At 47.6% G+C, this 15,743-nt stretch carries 27 protein-coding genes; 26 read left to right on the forward strand and 1 reads right to left on the reverse strand.

The window, feature by feature from the left end; genetic code table 11:
* Positions 1-3: 3 nt before the first annotated feature.
* From MJZ26_09150 to MJZ26_09275, 26 genes are all read left to right on the forward strand, one after another.
* Positions 4-3,576, forward strand: a complete 3,573-nt coding sequence (locus MJZ26_09150) for a tail fiber domain-containing protein (protein MCQ2105944.1) — start codon at positions 4-6, stop codon at positions 3,574-3,576.
* A gap of 1 nt (position 3,577) precedes the next feature.
* Positions 3,578-4,855 carry a hypothetical protein gene (locus MJZ26_09155; protein MCQ2105945.1) on the forward strand — a complete coding sequence of 426 codons (1,278 nt, stop codon included), beginning with the start codon at positions 3,578-3,580 and terminating at the stop codon, positions 4,853-4,855.
* An 8-nt stretch (positions 4,856-4,863) separates the two neighbouring features.
* Positions 4,864-5,013, forward strand: a complete 150-nt coding sequence (locus tag MJZ26_09160) for a hypothetical protein (GenBank protein MCQ2105946.1) — start codon at positions 4,864-4,866, stop codon at positions 5,011-5,013.
* 6 nt (positions 5,014-5,019) lie between these two features.
* On the forward strand, positions 5,020-5,442 hold the full coding sequence (locus MJZ26_09165; protein ID MCQ2105947.1) for a hypothetical protein: 423 nt from the start codon (positions 5,020-5,022) through the stop codon (positions 5,440-5,442).
* Positions 5,443-5,445: 3 nt separating this feature from the next.
* Positions 5,446-5,898 carry a hypothetical protein gene (locus MJZ26_09170; GenBank protein ID MCQ2105948.1) on the forward strand — a complete coding sequence of 151 codons (453 nt, stop codon included), beginning with the start codon at positions 5,446-5,448 and terminating at the stop codon, positions 5,896-5,898.
* A gap of 3 nt (positions 5,899-5,901) precedes the next feature.
* Positions 5,902-6,270, forward strand: a complete 369-nt coding sequence (locus tag MJZ26_09175; protein ID MCQ2105949.1) for a hypothetical protein — start codon at positions 5,902-5,904, stop codon at positions 6,268-6,270.
* A 283-nt stretch (positions 6,271-6,553) separates the two neighbouring features.
* A complete protein-coding gene (locus MJZ26_09180; GenBank protein MCQ2105950.1) occupies positions 6,554-7,357 on the forward strand; it encodes a hypothetical protein in 804 nt (267 codons plus the stop codon).
* Between the two features lie 22 nt (positions 7,358-7,379).
* Positions 7,380-7,733 carry a hypothetical protein gene (locus MJZ26_09185; GenBank protein MCQ2105951.1) on the forward strand — a complete coding sequence of 118 codons (354 nt, stop codon included), beginning with the start codon at positions 7,380-7,382 and terminating at the stop codon, positions 7,731-7,733.
* Positions 7,734-7,744: 11 nt separating this feature from the next.
* The gene (locus tag MJZ26_09190; protein ID MCQ2105952.1) at positions 7,745-8,227 is read left to right on the forward strand and encodes a hypothetical protein; all 483 of its coding nucleotides are present in this window, start codon (positions 7,745-7,747) and stop codon (positions 8,225-8,227) included.
* 39 nt (positions 8,228-8,266) lie between these two features.
* Complete coding sequence (locus tag MJZ26_09195) at positions 8,267-8,566, forward strand: hypothetical protein (GenBank protein MCQ2105953.1); 300 nt, start codon at positions 8,267-8,269, stop codon at positions 8,564-8,566.
* Between the two features lie 76 nt (positions 8,567-8,642).
* Positions 8,643-9,065 (forward strand): hypothetical protein, encoded by a 423-nt coding sequence (locus MJZ26_09200; protein ID MCQ2105954.1) that lies wholly within the window; start codon positions 8,643-8,645, stop codon positions 9,063-9,065.
* A 13-nt stretch (positions 9,066-9,078) separates the two neighbouring features.
* Positions 9,079-9,489 (forward strand): hypothetical protein, encoded by a 411-nt coding sequence (locus MJZ26_09205; GenBank protein MCQ2105955.1) that lies wholly within the window; start codon positions 9,079-9,081, stop codon positions 9,487-9,489.
* 73 nt (positions 9,490-9,562) lie between these two features.
* The gene (locus MJZ26_09210; GenBank protein MCQ2105956.1) at positions 9,563-10,054 is read left to right on the forward strand and encodes a phage holin family protein; all 492 of its coding nucleotides are present in this window, start codon (positions 9,563-9,565) and stop codon (positions 10,052-10,054) included.
* Positions 10,038-10,622: an N-acetylmuramoyl-L-alanine amidase gene (locus tag MJZ26_09215; protein MCQ2105957.1), complete on the forward strand. Its 585-nt coding sequence runs from the start codon at positions 10,038-10,040 to the stop codon at positions 10,620-10,622. The genes MJZ26_09210 and MJZ26_09215 overlap by 17 nt, the downstream gene beginning before the upstream one ends.
* Positions 10,619-11,158, forward strand: coding sequence for a hypothetical protein (locus MJZ26_09220; protein MCQ2105958.1), 540 nt, complete (start codon positions 10,619-10,621; stop codon positions 11,156-11,158). The genes MJZ26_09215 and MJZ26_09220 overlap by 4 nt, the downstream gene beginning before the upstream one ends.
* Positions 11,159-11,366: 208 nt before the next feature.
* Complete coding sequence (locus tag MJZ26_09225; GenBank protein ID MCQ2105959.1) at positions 11,367-11,561, forward strand: hypothetical protein; 195 nt, start codon at positions 11,367-11,369, stop codon at positions 11,559-11,561.
* Between the two features lie 15 nt (positions 11,562-11,576).
* Positions 11,577-11,768 (forward strand): hypothetical protein, encoded by a 192-nt coding sequence (locus MJZ26_09230; protein ID MCQ2105960.1) that lies wholly within the window; start codon positions 11,577-11,579, stop codon positions 11,766-11,768.
* A 12-nt stretch (positions 11,769-11,780) separates the two neighbouring features.
* Entirely contained in the window at positions 11,781-12,005 is a 225-nt protein-coding gene (locus MJZ26_09235) for a hypothetical protein (protein ID MCQ2105961.1), read from the forward strand.
* 25 nt (positions 12,006-12,030) lie between these two features.
* Complete coding sequence (locus tag MJZ26_09240) at positions 12,031-12,180, forward strand: hypothetical protein (GenBank protein ID MCQ2105962.1); 150 nt, start codon at positions 12,031-12,033, stop codon at positions 12,178-12,180.
* Positions 12,181-12,225: 45 nt separating this feature from the next.
* Positions 12,226-12,561, forward strand: coding sequence for a hypothetical protein (locus tag MJZ26_09245; protein ID MCQ2105963.1), 336 nt, complete (start codon positions 12,226-12,228; stop codon positions 12,559-12,561).
* Positions 12,558-12,788 carry a hypothetical protein gene (locus MJZ26_09250; GenBank protein MCQ2105964.1) on the forward strand — a complete coding sequence of 77 codons (231 nt, stop codon included), beginning with the start codon at positions 12,558-12,560 and terminating at the stop codon, positions 12,786-12,788. Before MJZ26_09245 ends, MJZ26_09250 begins: the two co-directional genes overlap by 4 nt.
* 156 nt (positions 12,789-12,944) lie before the next feature.
* A complete protein-coding gene (locus tag MJZ26_09255; GenBank protein ID MCQ2105965.1) occupies positions 12,945-13,229 on the forward strand; it encodes a hypothetical protein in 285 nt (94 codons plus the stop codon).
* Between the two features lie 12 nt (positions 13,230-13,241).
* Positions 13,242-13,442 carry a hypothetical protein gene (locus MJZ26_09260; protein ID MCQ2105966.1) on the forward strand — a complete coding sequence of 67 codons (201 nt, stop codon included), beginning with the start codon at positions 13,242-13,244 and terminating at the stop codon, positions 13,440-13,442.
* A gap of 12 nt (positions 13,443-13,454) precedes the next feature.
* Positions 13,455-13,763 carry a hypothetical protein gene (locus MJZ26_09265; GenBank protein MCQ2105967.1) on the forward strand — a complete coding sequence of 103 codons (309 nt, stop codon included), beginning with the start codon at positions 13,455-13,457 and terminating at the stop codon, positions 13,761-13,763.
* A gap of 14 nt (positions 13,764-13,777) precedes the next feature.
* Complete coding sequence (locus MJZ26_09270) at positions 13,778-13,984, forward strand: DUF3873 domain-containing protein (GenBank protein MCQ2105968.1); 207 nt, start codon at positions 13,778-13,780, stop codon at positions 13,982-13,984.
* A 19-nt stretch (positions 13,985-14,003) separates the two neighbouring features.
* Positions 14,004-14,267, forward strand: a complete 264-nt coding sequence (locus MJZ26_09275; GenBank protein ID MCQ2105969.1) for a hypothetical protein — start codon at positions 14,004-14,006, stop codon at positions 14,265-14,267.
* A 25-nt stretch (positions 14,268-14,292) separates the two neighbouring features.
* Here MJZ26_09275 and MJZ26_09280 read toward each other — a convergent pair whose 3' ends face one another.
* Entirely contained in the window at positions 14,293-15,531 is a 1,239-nt protein-coding gene (locus MJZ26_09280) for a site-specific integrase (GenBank protein ID MCQ2105970.1), read from the reverse strand.
* Positions 15,532-15,743 lie beyond the last annotated feature (212 nt).

Genomic DNA, 15,743 nt, shown 5'->3' on the forward strand with positions numbered 1-15,743 from the left:
GGCATGATTAAGATTTACAACATTTCGGGCAATGTCATCAAGCAGTTCGACAATGTGCCAATCGGCAGCACCAGGAAGGCAGAGCTGATGAAGGAGGACTTCGTAACCATTCCGTTCTCAGCACTGGAATACCAGGAGTTCAAGAAGGGCAGCTACGCGACTATCGACGGAGTGCGCTTTGAGGTTACTGACAACTACAAGCCTACCTGGAACGGAAGAACCGGAGGATACGACTACAGCCTGCGCCTCGATGCATGGTATTTCCAGGCAAAGGGAATCATCACCAAGCTGCAGCCTGCGAGCGGAAACTGCGAGGTGGCATTCAAGATGACCACCACACTCCAGAGGCAGGCGAGCATCATCGTGGCAAACTTTGCAGCGGCAGGAATGGGAACCATAACCTGCTCGGTCGATGACAGCGTGAAGGACGCGGGAACTTCAAAGTTCCTGGAATACAACGCAACCGGACTGATTGACGCAATCACGATGATTGCAGAGGCATGGAACTGCGAATGGTGGTTTGAAGGCAGTGTCCTGCATTTCGGAAAGTGCGAGAGCGGAACGGCAGAGAACCTGGTGGTCGGTGGAAACGTCTCGGACTACAGACCTGGCGGCTCCTCAAAGTCAGCGACAACCAGGCTGATAGCATTCGGCAGCACCAGGAACCTGCCCAAGAGCTACCGGAACAACGGAAGCCCGGTGCAGGATGGAGTCATCCAGAAAAGGCTGATGATGCCATCGGACACACCATACCTGGACAAGGTGGCGGGACTGAATCCGAAGGAGATTGTCGAGGAGGTCGTTATCTTCGACGGAATCTACCCGAGATTCACATCAGCCGTTAGCAGTGTGGAGACATACACACCGGAGGTCGGGGAAGGCGAGGAGCAGAAGACATACTACCGGATCAGCACAAACGATTTCACATTCAGCGATGACTTCATCCTTCCGGGAGAGACACTGCGCGTGGAATTCACGAGCGGCCCGCTTTCCGGCTTTACATTTGAGGCCCGATTCAATCCGAAGAACGTGGATCCGTCGGATGACGGGTACCAGATGTTCGAGATTATCGTAAACCAGGACTACGGAATCGAGCTGCCAAACGGGAGCCTGCACCCGGCACCAGGTAACAGCTTTATCCTAACCGGATGGGACTCTACCAGGATCGAAGACCTCGGCCTGGTTGCAAATGCAGAGAATGAGCTGAAGCAGTGCGCCCAGAGCTACATGGCAAACATGGATGAGGACGGGGTGAGCAGCAGCATAACGATGAAGAGCATCGCAGATGGCTCTAACATCTTCCCGATAGGACGAAAGGTTACAATAAAGAATGGAGAAGAGTCCAGGGCTTCCAGGGTCGTCGGATTCACAATCAAACTGGACATACCGGGAGACTCACCAACATACACCATAGGCAACTCGCCAAAGTACAGCACAATGGCCGACCTCCGCAAGGAGATCAAAAAGGGTGGCCTTGAGACTGCAGCAAGCATCAACGAATTGCAGAACAAGAGCTCAAAGGTCGATCTTTCAGCATATAAGACATGGGCAGAGACAACGGCCAAGCTCGGAATGACAGAAATCAATGGTGGATACATTCTGTCAAAAATGATAGCACTGACAGATACCGGGGACAACATCATGGCCGGAATGAACGGACTCTACAATGAATCGGCAGAGGGAGGTGGAGCAGCAGCCTGGTACGGAGGAGCCATGGACTCGGCAAAGACACTCTTCCGATTTGACGGATCCGGATTTGTTGCAAACGGCAACATTTCATGGAACAGCAACGGCCAGGTAACACTATCCGAAACTGCAAAAATCCTCGGTACCAACGTAACCATGAAGAACGTGGCCGACATGACCGATCTATGGGAGAAGGTGAACATAGGAACTGCTTCAAGTCCTATATGGGCGGTAAAGTCAAAATACCATGTAGTCAGCGAGGGAGAACTTGTAGGATATTACAACGGAGAAGGACTGAATATCGGTGGTGGAGGCGGTGATGGAGCATCATCAATCAAGTACGGCTCTCAAATCTTCAATTCGGTTGATGGTGTAATCGACATCAGCCAAATAAACATTTCTGGCGGTGTTTCTTCTTGGAACGACTTGACCGATAAGCCAACTTGGATTGGAGCGTCTAAACCATCATACAACTTTAGCGAGATAGGTGCTAAGCCTACAACCATATCGGGCTACGGAATAACTGATGCAATAACAACTGGAAATATTGGCTCACAAAGTGTCATGTATGCACACGGAACGAGGGATAAAGACCATCCATCAACAAATACAAGATATACTACAGCCAACAACAACTTTGCTGATGGTGCTTTGCATTATTATTTGGCTACATCATCAATGACAACTGGAAAACCTACACAAGGCGATAGCCAAATTATACATTGTAGTTGGGATAATGGCAAGTGGGAATCACAATTAGCCGTTAAAGATGGTGGGAGAGGATTGCAAACAAGACACCTATCTTACAATGGTTGGAGTGATTGGCAGACCGTAGCATATATAGATGATAACGTGACAAGTGCCACCAAACTCCAAACCGCACGTTCATTATGGGGCAATAGTTTTGATGGTTCTTCAAACATTGGAGGCTCATTAATTCCGATTGCTGATAACACTCATCAAATTGGAACAAATAATGCAAGATGGACATTAGGATATTTTGGATGGGTAGGAGGTGCTACTAATAATTCCTTTAATTTGGGAGCGAATAACAGCACACACATGACATTTACCACAAGTGGTAATGTAGGTATAGGAACAACATCACCTTCCACTAAACTACACGTTTATGGAACTACTACTACTTATGCTGTGAGTTTACGCAGAACAACTAATACTTCATTATCTGCTGCTGGATGGTATAAGATTGGTAGAATGGTTTATGCTTCTGTATATGGAAATGGTGCTATTATCTACATTAATAGAGCTTACAGTGTTGTTAATAATGAAAGTTATGTTGTTTCAGTAAACGACACACACGATGCAAAAGGTGCTATTACACAAATTAGTGGTGCTGCCAATTCAAGACTGATAGAAAAGGTTGCAATAGTTCCACACGCAAGCGATGTTGGTGGTGATGTCTATATCTATTATAAAGGAGGTTCTGATAATAGTGTATCTATTAGTGCTGTAGGACAAATTGATTTACAAACCCCTACATTAACATCAATAACACCTAAATACTCTATTAGTTTAGTAGATGGTGCAAGTGTTTACGGAAATATCCTTGTAACTGGCGAGTCCACAGCCTACTCCGATGCCAGACTGAAAACCGACATCAAGGATTTGGATTTCCGTGGCGCATTGATGCCAAAGTCATTCGTTAAGGACGGCAAGCAGAGCATCGGCTTTATTGCGCAAGAGGTAAGAAAACTATATCCCGAATTGGTGCATGGCGAGGAAACCGAGGATAGTTACTTGTCACTGAACTACGGAGCAATCACGGCTGTTCTTGCTTGCCAAACAAATAAGCATGACAAGCAAATAGAGATGCTTAAGAAGCGAGTCAGTAAGTTAGAGAATGAGGTAAAACTTTTAAAGGCAAGTTAATATGAGTGTAAGCGGTGGAATTATAAGCAGAACCGATACGATTACAAGAGCAGACGTTAAAACAGCAATACAAGCCAGTACGAACAATTTGACCGAACTTTGCAAGCACGCAAACGTCAAACCTTGCAGTCGTTACAAACCAGTACGGAAGAAACAAGATACCGGAATGACTGAGGCTGATTTTGCCTCAGTTGATTACGGGTATCTTTATCCGTCATTGCTGACTGCCCAGGAACTTTGCAATTTCCTTGCCGGGATCAGTACAGCAAGCGGCAAGAATCTAACCCGTAGCGGTAGCGATTTGGTTGCAATCAAAAACGGATGGTACTACCAAAAGCCATCGGGAGGAGCGGATTCTCCTTGCAGAATTGGAGACTTTAGAGGTTACAACAATAACGTAGGGAACAACCTTATGCTATTCGAGTCATTCGACAGCATCAATGTTGCACAGCCCCCGGCACAAACAAGAATCCCTTTCAGTGTTTATTGCCCTTATGGCGAAAGCCAGGTGTTGCCGTGGGAAATGGGCAGCATGAATAACACTGGGAAGGTAGATAGCAACAAGCGATATTTCGGAATTGTCGTTTATAAGGTTGGAGCAACTATCACGGCACGTTCAAATCCAAGGTATCTTGTTTCCGGTTCAAATAACGAACTGATGATTGAAAGCACATCGAGCCTATCTGCCGGGGCAAAGTTATGCAAGTTATTTGATGGCTCCGGTACTTACTGGATTATCCCGGTAATGTCATCGAGCAAAGAAGCGTTTAATGATGGAACGACCGCATCGGGAGCAACGGCAAATCAGCAAGCAATCTTCTACCCTCTACCATGCGCACACCAGGTTTGTGTAGCAACTAATAGCACATCGGTTGTAGTTCCACCGATTAGCACTGATGTTGTATGGACAACAACCATAACGGCCACACGCACAAGCAGAAGAATCAATATAACGATGACACTGAGCGGAAGACTGAAAAAAGCGGGTTCAAGTGTATCAATCGGTGGATGGGGTATCTATTCTGTAGTCAGCGCAAGGCAAGGGCAGAACGACTATATATCAACACCGAAAATTATCACAGCAAACAAATTGGCTTCAACGATAACCAGTGCAACTGCTGACACAATCGTGTATAATGGAATCACCGGACTTGCTTTTGATTACTTGGATGCCGGATTCAACACGACTGACCCTATCACTATTTCAGTGCTTTGTCAAACAATGAACGAGGGCAAATATTTTGATTTACAAAATAGTTCAAATGAGGTAACTAAATAATTATAATCATGAGATTAGAACATAAGGACGAAGACTATGGCGGTGTAGGCATTAACACCACCAAGAATGACGAGAAGGAGTCAAAGAGAGCAGACATCGTGGCTGTAATGATTATCGTAGCGATAGTCGCAGCCGTAGTTATTAACGCTTTAATTTAAGTAAAGATGTACACTGACACAACGAGCAACGGACTTACCCACATCAAGGCGCATGAGGGATATGTGATGACCAAGGGAAGCGAGATAGTAAGGGAGATTTGGTTAACTGGAGGTGGCTGTAACGAGTGGACTGAGGTAAGCGACCTGGTGCTATTGACACCACAAGAGCAGCAGCAGAGGCTCAATGAACTTGAGGCTTTCAAGGTTGAAAGCCTAAGACGAATTGGTGAACTTGAAGCCGAGGTAGCCGAGAAGACTGGAACAATCGAGCGTCAAACCACATCTATGGCAGAACTGAGGGAGAAGCTATCAACAGCAGAAGCAAAGGTGGCTAATTTTGAAAAGATTGGCGGTGAAGGATTTAACGTAGAAATCGGAAATGGAACTATCGGAACTATTGGAGATTCAGTAATCAAGAAAAATTTATAAATCATGAAGACATTAAAGACAAAGGAAGCCGTATCAGCATACAATCTGCTGAAGGCTGCGAAGATTAACAAGGTGGCAGTCGATGCCGACAAGTTTAACATCATCAAGACAACCCGTGCGCTGAAGAAGGTGGCGGAGGATTTCGAGTCTTTCCGTGCAGATTCAGTGGAGGCACTGAAGGGAGAGAACCATGAAGAAATCCTGGAACTCGCACAGCGATGGCAGAAGGAGGAGGAAGATGGCCAGAAGAAAACTCTAACACCGGAGGAGCGAGTGGCCGTTAATTCATACTTTGAGAAATATAACAAGAGCATCAATGAATGCTTGAAGGAGGAGGCAGAGAAGGAGAACGAGATCGACGTAAAGGAAATCACCGACGAATCGTTCATGCAGCTCATCGGAGGCAACGACTGGAACACCGAACAGATGATAGCAATCCAGGACGTAATCTGTTAGCCTATGACAAAAAAGGAAATTTTCGACAAGATCGTGGAAATCACAGCGGAAGTCTGCAACGTCAGCCATGAGGACATCATGGACGGGTGCAGGAAGGAAGACGTGGTCACAGCCAGGACGATCTGTGTCTTCTGGGCCACAGCTGCCGGATTTTCAGTAGAGAGCATGGTGCAGTGCACTGAAACAAACAACGCGCACTCCATCAATTCGGTAAAGGCCAGGATTGAGTATTACTGGACGGAGAAATACGCATTCCATGTCCTGGTTAAGGAGGTGGGCAAGCGGCTCCTGGACTTTGCCCACAGCATAGATGAGGACTTCGATATATGGAAGCCGATAAACCACATCCGAAAGATTACCGGAAAGTACTGATTGTTTTTTTCATAGATATTAAATAAGGTTTGAGAGCAGCTGCCCGTGACGGGTCGCTGCTTTTTTTGTGCATGAAAGCAACCGGAAAGAAATCCAAAAGAAACGCGAAAGTAACTGAAAAACGAAGAATTGCACCGGACAAAGGAACTCGCTACCTTTGCAACAAACCACATAGAGGTGGGAAAACTAAAAACTCAACTAAAAAATTTTTTGAATTATGGGAGACGTAACAAGAGTGTTTGTTCCCGATGGCGGTAATTTCGGGGGCAACGGAATGGAAGGTATGTTGCTTGGCAGTATGATGAACGGATGCGGTGGCTTCGGTGGCGGAGCATTCAACAACCCAATCTGGGCGCTTATCATTGTAGGTCTGCTTCGTCAGTGGGGATTTGATGGGAACGGCAATAACAGCCAGTTGTCGCAGATTCAAGACACCTTGAATACAAATCAAGGCAACACTCTGCTGATGAATGCTATCACAACACAGGGCACGGCAAATGTGACAGCAACAAAGGAATTGGCAGCAGCTACAAATTGCAACTACAATGCTATGCAAGGAGCTATCAATGCTATTCAGCAGCAGATTGCGAACAAAGCCTCACAGGATGGCATCAGCTTTATGCAGGTTGTAAACGCCATCAATAATGGAGATGCAGCCCTGGCCAACACATTGCAATCATGTTGCTGTGACATGAAAACATTAATGACTAACCTTAACTATGAGGGAAGACTGGCTGATCAGGCTCAGGCTGCTTTCCTGGGTGGCAAGATTGATGCGCAGACCACACTGATTAACGATAAGTTCTGTCAGTTGGAGATGCGTGAGATGCAGAACAAGTTGGATGCAGAGCGTGCTAAGAATCTGGCCTTGACAAATCAGTTGTCACAGGAGCACCAGAGTGCAACATTCGCATCGATGGTTGCACCTATGCAAGCAGACATCAACGAAATCAAGTGCAAGCAGCCTAACACGGTGACCATTCCTTACTCGCCAGTAACACCTATTCCTAACTGCGTGGCATGGAACGCTGCAATTTATGGCGGATTCCCTTATGGCGGTGGCAGAAGCGGACAGATTTGGAGTTAAACCTTAAATTGTTTGTATTATTATGGCAGAGTTCTTAACCTATCCGAACAGGGCTAATACTGAGGGTTTTCCCTTGTTGAAGGGTATTCCATCCGTTGACGCTACAAGTGGCAATCTGGTAATTACCTTTGAGCCACATGCTGCTATGGGCAACCAGTGGACAGGCGGATTCTATGTATTCGTTGACGGGACAATAGCAACCGGAGCTCAGCCAGTCGTTTTTGCTACAAGAGGTGTTGCCGAGACTAAGCCATTGTATATGTTCAATGGCGCACAGGCAACAGCCGCAGAGCTAGTCACTACAACTGGTGGGGTGCTGATTTGCTTCTATAACGGAGCTAACCAGAAGTTACAAGTGTTCGGTATAACTAATTAATTGAGAATTATATGTTTAGCGATTTGAGAGAAGGAAGTCAAGTTTATATCTTGACAAAGGAAAGAATCGATGCTCCAAAACTGGAGGTTGGCAAGGTCGTGAGTTACACTCAGCCTGTGCCTAAGTACCCAAATTCGTTCAGCTATGTGAATCCGCAAGTTGAATGTGTCATGGACTTGAAGGTAAGCGTTGGCGATGAGACCTTTGACATCCCCCAGTTGCCATCCAGAGAGGGCCTGTACAGGTTTAAGAATGTCGTGGTCACAGACTCAAGGGATGCCATGAACATGGAGGTGGAGAAGATGCGGCAGATGTCGGCAGAGCATGTAGAGACAACACCATTGCATGAAAAGGCATTGAAGGCGTATGACGACATTCTGGCCACTATCAATCCATCGTTCGCAAAGGACAAGAGGCTTGATGACATGGACAGGAGGATAAACTCGCTCGACGAGAAACTGGACAAGATTCTGGACTCTCTCAGCACTCGCTGACAGGTGTGTAACGTATAAAAAGATACTACTATGGGATATATGTATGAATTTGAGACCGAAAAGGTTGGCAATATCGCAGAAAACCTTGAGAAGGGTATCCGCTATATCGGTAAGGCCATGCAAGTGGCAGAGGAGCTTTGCGGTGGCGGTGAGACTGGCTACAGGAACGGCTCTGGCTATAATGGCGGTGGTTCTGGATACCGGATTGGTATGCGTGGCAACTATGGTGGCAGAAGCATGGGCTATCGTGAGGACGAGGAAGAGCCTCACTATGACGAGTACGGCAACCCTGTGATGGGTATGCGCAGAATGCGTGACAGCCGAGGCAGATTTATGTAAACAGCAACCTAGAGGGCATGGAAAATAGGCACATTTAAACATGCTTATTTGAAGTGCCCTTTTTAAATCATTGATTATGAACAGACAAGCACTCGATTATTACATGGACATGCCAAGGGCCATGAAATCATACCTGCGGCACAACGGGTGGCATTTCTCGAAGAATGCCTGCAACCTTGCCGTTACAAGAATGAGGAGATACAACCAGTCGACCGGGAAGATGGAGCCAGTGGAGGCAATCGGAAAGGATGAGGTGGAGGATATCCTAAAGAGGAACGGCATCAAGCTCGAGAACGCGGCCGGGTACGACCACGTCTATGTGGCAAACATGATACGCGCGGATTTCTGGAGGTCTTCAATTGAGGACGAACAGCACATGGCCAGGATGATAAAGGACTTCATCGACGACAGAGACCAGGGCGACGGGTTCATCTTCGCAAGATGGTACAGCGACATGATCCGTGCGGGAATCCCGGTGGAATGGGAGGACATGGAATAGGAAGGAGGACACCATGCGGGCATTCAACATCTACCTGGAGCAATACGACTGGATGGCCAGAATCTACGTGGCGGTCACACACCTAAACACGCGGGAGGTGACCCATGCACTGATGCACATCGGTTGCAGAGGCAGAGACCTCGACACGGCATACGCGCAACTTGCCAGAGGAAATGAGAACACCGGGATCTGCTACACGAACAAGATGGAGCGAATGTCGGTGGTTGTCATCGGCAGGACTTCATCGGCAAAGGAGTTCTTGAACTCGCTGATGCACGAGACCGGGCACCTTGCATGCCACATTGCACAGCAGTTCCGGATAAGCACAGAGGGAGAGGAAATCTGCTACATCATGGGAGACATTGCCATGAAGATGTACCCCAAAGTCCGGGACTTGCTCTGCCAACACTGCCGGGAGCATTAAAAAACAAAAAAAAGAGCAAAAACTGCTTGTATAACAAGCGAAAATCCGTAAATTTGTAAGCAGGTAAAACCAAATGGAAGAAAAGAAAAAAATGGATCACATAAAAACACTGCTTGTAGGCATCTTTACCGGATTAACGGCATTCTTGCACCCGATTTCCGGAGACGTTTACAGCCTGCTCCTGGTCTTCGTGGTGAACTTTCTGTGCGGGCTGATAGCCGCATATTGCAAGGGCGAGGACTTCGACTTTAAAAAGGCATTCCGGTGCGTTATCGAAGCGGCCATGTTCTTTGTCTTGATTGCCTCGATCTTCGCGGTCGGCAAATTCAAGGGGAACGCATCCGGGGCACTCCAGTGCGTATCGTTCGTAGTTTACGCAGTTACTTATTTCTACAGCGTCAACGTACTGAGGAACCTCCAGAACATCTTCAAGCAAGGGACAGCGGCACACTCGGCCGTGAAATTCCTATACCACATTTTAAGTGTGGAGTTTGTGAAGAAGATCCCGTACCTTTCCGCATACATTAACCAGACAATCCCAGAGACAGATGGTAGTGCTGATTGATAACGGGCACGGGGCAGAGACCCCGGGAAAGAGGTCACCGGACGGAAGAGTCCTGGAATTCTCATACACCAGGCTCCTGTCAGACTGGGTGGTGGCCATGCTGAAGGATGAGAACATCGAGACCCACCTGGTCACACCGGAGAACGAGGACATCAAGCTGAGCGAGAGGTGCAGGAGGATAAACGAGTTCTGCCGTGAGCGAGGTACCGGAAACTGCATGGCCGTTTCACTGCACATCAATGCAAGCGGAAACGGGAGCCAGTGGATGAGCGCGACCGGGTGGAGCGCACATATATCCATGAACGCGGGAGCAGGATCGAAGAGACTGGCAGAGTGCCTGGCCGATGCAGCGAAGGAAGCCGGACTGAAAACCAGACAGCCTGCGGCCGACCAGAAGTACTGGAGACAGAACCTGGCGATTTGCCGGGACACGTTATGCGCAGCGGTGCTGACAGAGAACCTATTCATGGACAGCCGGAGCGACGTGGAGTACCTGCTTACCGAGGAGGGAATGAAAACACTGGCCAGGATTCACGTCCAGGCGATAAAGAAATACATAGGAAGATGAAACAAGCACTGAAACTCATCCTGCCGACAGCGGTCACAATCATAGCGGTGGCCTTTGGCTTTGCATTCATAAATGCAATCCTTGGGATGAAGAGACTGAGCGAGGAGATCCGGATGAAGAGCGACACCATAGCAATCCTTCAAACCAGGATAGACACCATGAGACACCGGGCACCAGAGGCCAGGGAGGTGGCTGATCTTCCGGAGCTGCGGTTCATCCAGGTACCATCAATCCTCCTGGTCAACCGGGAGACAACCAGAACGGATACGATTCTGGTGGAGGACAGCACCCAGGTGGCAATCCCGGTAGAGCAGAAGGTCTACACGGACGACTCCACATACACGGCATGGATCAGCGGAGCTGCGGTGCGCATGGATTCGATAGAGACGTACCAGAAGACACAAACAGAAACAAAGATAATCACCAACACCATCACAAGGAAGAAGCGGATCGGGTTTGTCATTTCTGCCGGAGGAGCGATAACACCGAAGGGAATACAGCCAGGTCTAACCTTTGGAATCGGGTGGATGTTTTAAGAGACACCAGGAGCACCACAATACAAATTTATTTTTTTAGGTATTACGAAAGAGGCATAACCCGGGAGGGCAGGTGCCTCTTTTTTTGCTAATTTCCTATTAACTAATAATAACTCTAATCTATTGATTATTATTTGATTACATTGCGCAATATCAAATAAAAGTGTTATATTTGCAATAGAAAAAGAAACAATAAAAAACAAAGACAATGAAAAAGGCAACATTCTACAAGAACGGAGAGAAGAGCGGAGAGCTTACAATGACAGCAATCGAAGCTGAGTCATTCTACAAGATTCTGGCAACAGAGCACCCGGACATGATCGTAGGAAAGAGCAGAACACCAGGATCAAGATGCTACCAGTACAGAGCAAGCGGAAATAGAATGAGAGTCGTAGTTGAATAATAGGAGGACAGCACCATGACAGCATTACAGACAATCCAGGTAGACAGATACCACAGCCAGAGAGGTGCATGGATTTACAGCGTTAAGAAGAACGGACAGAGATACGCAAAGCCGACCTGGAGCCAGGCACACGGAAACGAGAACTCGGTAGAGGAGATCATCGAGAGACTCGAGAGACTGAACCCAGGTAAGAGATTCGAATTCTAAAACATAAGCCATATGACAATCACAGAAATCAAAAAGGCCCTCGAGAAAAGAGGGTACCACTTGGAGAAGGCGGTAAAAATGCCAGGGGCATACAATATCGTATTCAAGAAGACAAAGATTGCATACCTTTACAATCAACCAACAAAGGGGAATGCAACCATTCAAATGGAAGACTGCCCGGAGAGACCAGTATACGAGATCAACAAACCGGAGGATTTATTCTGGTACATACCATAATTAAAAACCAAAGGAGGGCGAACAAATGACACGCGAGGAAAAGATACAGCAGATAGCCACTAAGATCTTCCAGACTTTGTACGCGGAGCACAACTGGGGAGAGACAGCAGCCTGGAACCAGGCATACAAAAGAGCCATCGCAATCGTTAACAGAGAGGAAAAGGAAAACAAGTAAATAACCGGGTGAAGGTTCCGACCTCCACCACAACACACCAGAACAATGAACGGAATCATTCAACAGCTGAAAAGCGACATCGAGAGCTTGAAAAAAGCTGAGCGACAGATTAGAGAGGACAAAACAACCATGAGGAAGAAACTCGCCCAGGAGATACAGAAGGAGTACGAGCGAATCCACGGCATCAAGCCGGGAGACAAGATCATCCGAAACGATCGACCTTGGAAGCCAGTCTTTTATAAAGGATTCGAGGAGAGACAAGGATACATCTGGGTGATTTTTGCATGGCCAAAGAAGGACGGGACAGAGAGTAAGAAGACATTCATCGACATTTATACAGAAAACGACAACATAACAAAAATAGAGGAGGACAGAAAATGAAAGCGGTAGCACTATCAAGCATCCAGGTTTCAACATTCCTATACACCAGAGAACACGTGAGCCAACCACGAGGCCATGGCTCCTGGGCATTTTCAATCGGAGACCGGGCAGGCTACGACAACCCGGACAAGGTCTTCTGGGCAGACGGGCTCTACAGCCAGGCGGTGCGCCAGGCGAAGATCGAGGCACAGAAGCAGGGGAAAGAGAAGATCTACGTACTGCCATGAGCCAGGGAGGGAGGGTAAAACCTCCCTTTTTTTATTAACTCTTAATAACTAATAAATGATTGATTTTCTGCGCTTTATATTGCGTTATATCAAGTAATTATCTTATCTTTGTGGTACAAAAAAAGAAAAGAAATAACCCAAAAAAAGAGCAAGACAATGAAAGCAACAAGAAGAACAAAGATGGAAGGTTGGAACAACACATACCTGCCAAAGAGCAATAAGACAAACTGCCTGGATTGGCTGAATGAAAACGGATTCTGGGTAGAGGACGACAATGTAGGATGCACTACAACATTCGAGCAGGTAAACAAGGCCATGGTAAGACTCGAGAACGGAAAGGTGGACTTCACAGAAGAGGACTTGCACAAACTTGGCTTATATTGGACTGACACATTCTTGATGAGTGCAATCATCGACGCAACATTGCAGATTAATAAATAAGGAGGAACCAAGATGAAAACGAACGAACAGATCACAGCAAGCATCTACAGAATGTTCAAGGGCAAAATCATGGCATATAGAACCTTTCACACTCCAGAGATTCAAACACTCATGGCGGTCTTCCGCGAGTGCTTCGAGAGCGACGAAGAGAGACAGCAGTACATGCAGGAGAATGGATGGAATGAATTCTACCACGAATACATAAATAAATAAGGAGGACAGACAATGGCAAAGACATGGTTTTATTTTGAGGACGAAGAATCAATGCAGGTTTACAACACCTGCATGGGATGCGAGAACTTGAAAAAGCTCTTCAAGCCAATACCAGAGAGCGATTACAGCGGTGGATACGAGACATGGGATGAACTGGTGGACGAACAAGTCCAAATGGCCCATGACGGGGCAGAGGACTGCGGATGGCCAAAGTTGGACATGGCACTGGCAATCATCTGCAACATCCTGGAGGATGAAGGCCACATCGAGCGCGACCTAATCGACAAGGCCCTGGAAGAAGACGCAAAGAACTTTAAATAAAAGGAGGAACAACAATGATGAACGACGAACATGGGTGCAGCACATGCAAGGCACCAGGAACAGAGAACTACGAGAAATACACATACGGGATAGGCCGGAGAAAGAAAACGGCCTACCAGTATGACTACAGACACACAGATGGCGACCTTTTCAGCTGCTGCGCACCAACACTGGAGGAATGCCGGAGAAGAAGAGACGAATGGATAAGCAAGAAAGCATAACATTTTAAACCATACAGATATGAAATACTTAGTAAAAGAAATCGAGGAGAAGGGAAAAGAGCCACAGACACTGGCTACATTTACAAACCAGAAAGACAGCACAAACGCAACAGCCTGGGCTGATGGGTATGCTTTTGGATTTGCAACATACCGACATAGTCTGCAAAAGCCCATGATTCAACAAATAGATGGTTACCAGTGGTGGAACCATGCTAATGGATACAAACTCTGGGTAGAAGATGAGAACGGGAAGCTGGTCTGCCGAGAGAACGACAACCTTTAAGAGCAGGGAGGCACAACAGCCTCCCTTACTTTTTCACCTTATTATAAAGCACCCAATCCAGAAGCCTCCGGTTTGCATCGTCGACCTTTTTCTGGTCGAAAGCGATATACACAGAGGTCACCGGAGAACCGATGGAATGGCCCAATCCGGCAGAGATCGTCTCCTTCGGGATATCCAGGGCAGCACAGAGGGTGGCCCAGGAATGACGGGCAACGTAGGTGGTCAGCTCCGGGAACAGAGGCTCGTAGATTTTCCGGCCGTATTTTCCGACAGAGACAACCGGGCCGACCCGATGCTTCAATACCCAATTGACGCGACGCATATAATTATGGGTGCTCGCGTACCTTTCCAGAACATCGAGAAGAAAATCACCATGGCCAGGATAACGGCCGATAATTTCCAGGGCCTCCGGCTCCACCTTGACAGAATACATCTTGTGAGTCTTGGCGCGGGAGTACTGGATGCGACCCGCGATGAAATCCGACTTTTTCAAATGCACCAGATCCTCGATGTTGATGCCGCGGAGGAAGAACGACAGCTTGAAGATATCCAGGGCCTCCAGGAACCAGGGCTCCGGAACGAAGGAGAACAGCCTCCGGATTTCATCCACATCCAGGTACCGCTTTTTGGTCTCAACCCTCCGTAGCTTGAAAGAGCGGAACGGATAGACAGACACCAGGCCATCGTCAATGGCAGCATTGAAGACAGCGCGGACATTCCGGAAATGGAGATTTCTGGTGTTGTCGGCATTACCAATAGAGGACAGCCAGGAATCAAATGAAGACAGCCAGGCCTTGTCGATTTCGGAGAACGGGAAATCACCGGAGAGGGAAAGGGACTCCCGGAACAGCACAACCTTCTTGTAGGTTTGCAGATAGATCTCACGAGTCCTCCCGGACTTGGCATTTGAGAAAGCCAGGAACCGGGCAAGGAACAGAGTGGACGGATCGACGGGATCACCATCCGGATTGAGCACAGCCAGAACCCGGTCGCGGATTTCGGTAGCCTTCAGCTTTGAATGGAAGCCGCAGGTCTCGACGACTGCATTCTTGATTTTTAGGAGGAGCTCCTGGAGCCGGAGGTTTAGGGACTTAGCGGATCCGGAGGAAATCACGGACTTCTTGCTGTTCCACTGGGAGGGCAGAACTGAAATCCCGAGGCCGATCATGGCCTGGGTTGAGCCGTTACGGATAACGGCCTTAATCGGGCAGGGGACACCAGGCCGTGCAGAGCGCACGTCAAGGTACAATTTTACATTAGCCATATTTCACATTTTGCACGGATTTTGCACGCGAAAGACGTCCTGGATATTCCGGAATCGTCCAAAATCGCCCAACAATCCGTTTTTTTTAAACGAGAAACGAGCCACCGGGAAGGGAGGGAAAATCCCTAATTTGCAGGATTTCCAACCTTTCCGATTTCAGTCGGGGTGAGCAGACTCGAACTGCCGACCACACGCCCCCCAGACGTGCAGCC

Source organism: Fibrobacter sp. (assembly GCA_024398965.1).
In the GTDB taxonomy this organism is placed as follows: Bacteria; Fibrobacterota; Fibrobacteria; order Fibrobacterales; family Fibrobacteraceae; genus Fibrobacter.

What these genes read in the sequence shown, in the direction of transcription:
- MJZ26_09260 (MCQ2105966.1), top strand. Translation starts at nt 13,242, where the DNA reads ATGAAAACGAACGAACAGATCACAGCAAGCATCTACAGAATGTTCAAG.
- MJZ26_09175 (MCQ2105949.1), top strand. Translation starts at nt 5,902, where the DNA reads ATGACAAAAAAGGAAATTTTCGACAAGATCGTGGAAATCACAGCGGAA.
- MJZ26_09250 (MCQ2105964.1), top strand. Translation starts at nt 12,558, where the DNA reads ATGAAAGCGGTAGCACTATCAAGCATCCAGGTTTCAACATTCCTATAC.
- MJZ26_09225 (MCQ2105959.1), top strand. Translation starts at nt 11,367, where the DNA reads ATGAAAAAGGCAACATTCTACAAGAACGGAGAGAAGAGCGGAGAGCTT.
- MJZ26_09190 (MCQ2105952.1), top strand. Translation starts at nt 7,745, where the DNA reads ATGTTTAGCGATTTGAGAGAAGGAAGTCAAGTTTATATCTTGACAAAG.
- MJZ26_09200 (MCQ2105954.1), top strand. Translation starts at nt 8,643, where the DNA reads ATGAACAGACAAGCACTCGATTATTACATGGACATGCCAAGGGCCATG.
- MJZ26_09280 (MCQ2105970.1), bottom strand. Translation starts at nt 15,531, where the DNA reads ATGGCTAATGTAAAATTGTACCTTGACGTGCGCTCTGCACGGCCTGGT.
- MJZ26_09215 (MCQ2105957.1), top strand. Translation starts at nt 10,038, where the DNA reads ATGGTAGTGCTGATTGATAACGGGCACGGGGCAGAGACCCCGGGAAAG.
- MJZ26_09230 (MCQ2105960.1), top strand. Translation starts at nt 11,577, where the DNA reads ATGACAGCATTACAGACAATCCAGGTAGACAGATACCACAGCCAGAGA.
- MJZ26_09170 (MCQ2105948.1), top strand. Translation starts at nt 5,446, where the DNA reads ATGAAGACATTAAAGACAAAGGAAGCCGTATCAGCATACAATCTGCTG.
- MJZ26_09205 (MCQ2105955.1), top strand. Translation starts at nt 9,079, where the DNA reads ATGCGGGCATTCAACATCTACCTGGAGCAATACGACTGGATGGCCAGA.
- MJZ26_09235 (MCQ2105961.1), top strand. Translation starts at nt 11,781, where the DNA reads ATGACAATCACAGAAATCAAAAAGGCCCTCGAGAAAAGAGGGTACCAC.
- MJZ26_09160 (MCQ2105946.1), top strand. Translation starts at nt 4,864, where the DNA reads ATGAGATTAGAACATAAGGACGAAGACTATGGCGGTGTAGGCATTAAC.
- MJZ26_09150 (MCQ2105944.1), top strand. Translation starts at nt 4, where the DNA reads ATGATTAAGATTTACAACATTTCGGGCAATGTCATCAAGCAGTTCGAC.
- MJZ26_09240 (MCQ2105962.1), top strand. Translation starts at nt 12,031, where the DNA reads ATGACACGCGAGGAAAAGATACAGCAGATAGCCACTAAGATCTTCCAG.
- MJZ26_09270 (MCQ2105968.1), top strand. Translation starts at nt 13,778, where the DNA reads ATGATGAACGACGAACATGGGTGCAGCACATGCAAGGCACCAGGAACA.
- MJZ26_09195 (MCQ2105953.1), top strand. Translation starts at nt 8,267, where the DNA reads ATGTATGAATTTGAGACCGAAAAGGTTGGCAATATCGCAGAAAACCTT.
- MJZ26_09275 (MCQ2105969.1), top strand. Translation starts at nt 14,004, where the DNA reads ATGAAATACTTAGTAAAAGAAATCGAGGAGAAGGGAAAAGAGCCACAG.
- MJZ26_09155 (MCQ2105945.1), top strand. Translation starts at nt 3,578, where the DNA reads ATGAGTGTAAGCGGTGGAATTATAAGCAGAACCGATACGATTACAAGA.
- MJZ26_09245 (MCQ2105963.1), top strand. Translation starts at nt 12,226, where the DNA reads ATGAACGGAATCATTCAACAGCTGAAAAGCGACATCGAGAGCTTGAAA.
- MJZ26_09220 (MCQ2105958.1), top strand. Translation starts at nt 10,619, where the DNA reads ATGAAACAAGCACTGAAACTCATCCTGCCGACAGCGGTCACAATCATA.
- MJZ26_09210 (MCQ2105956.1), top strand. Translation starts at nt 9,563, where the DNA reads ATGGAAGAAAAGAAAAAAATGGATCACATAAAAACACTGCTTGTAGGC.
- MJZ26_09255 (MCQ2105965.1), top strand. Translation starts at nt 12,945, where the DNA reads ATGAAAGCAACAAGAAGAACAAAGATGGAAGGTTGGAACAACACATAC.
- MJZ26_09265 (MCQ2105967.1), top strand. Translation starts at nt 13,455, where the DNA reads ATGGCAAAGACATGGTTTTATTTTGAGGACGAAGAATCAATGCAGGTT.
- MJZ26_09180 (MCQ2105950.1), top strand. Translation starts at nt 6,554, where the DNA reads ATGTTGCTTGGCAGTATGATGAACGGATGCGGTGGCTTCGGTGGCGGA.
- MJZ26_09165 (MCQ2105947.1), top strand. Translation starts at nt 5,020, where the DNA reads ATGTACACTGACACAACGAGCAACGGACTTACCCACATCAAGGCGCAT.
- MJZ26_09185 (MCQ2105951.1), top strand. Translation starts at nt 7,380, where the DNA reads ATGGCAGAGTTCTTAACCTATCCGAACAGGGCTAATACTGAGGGTTTT.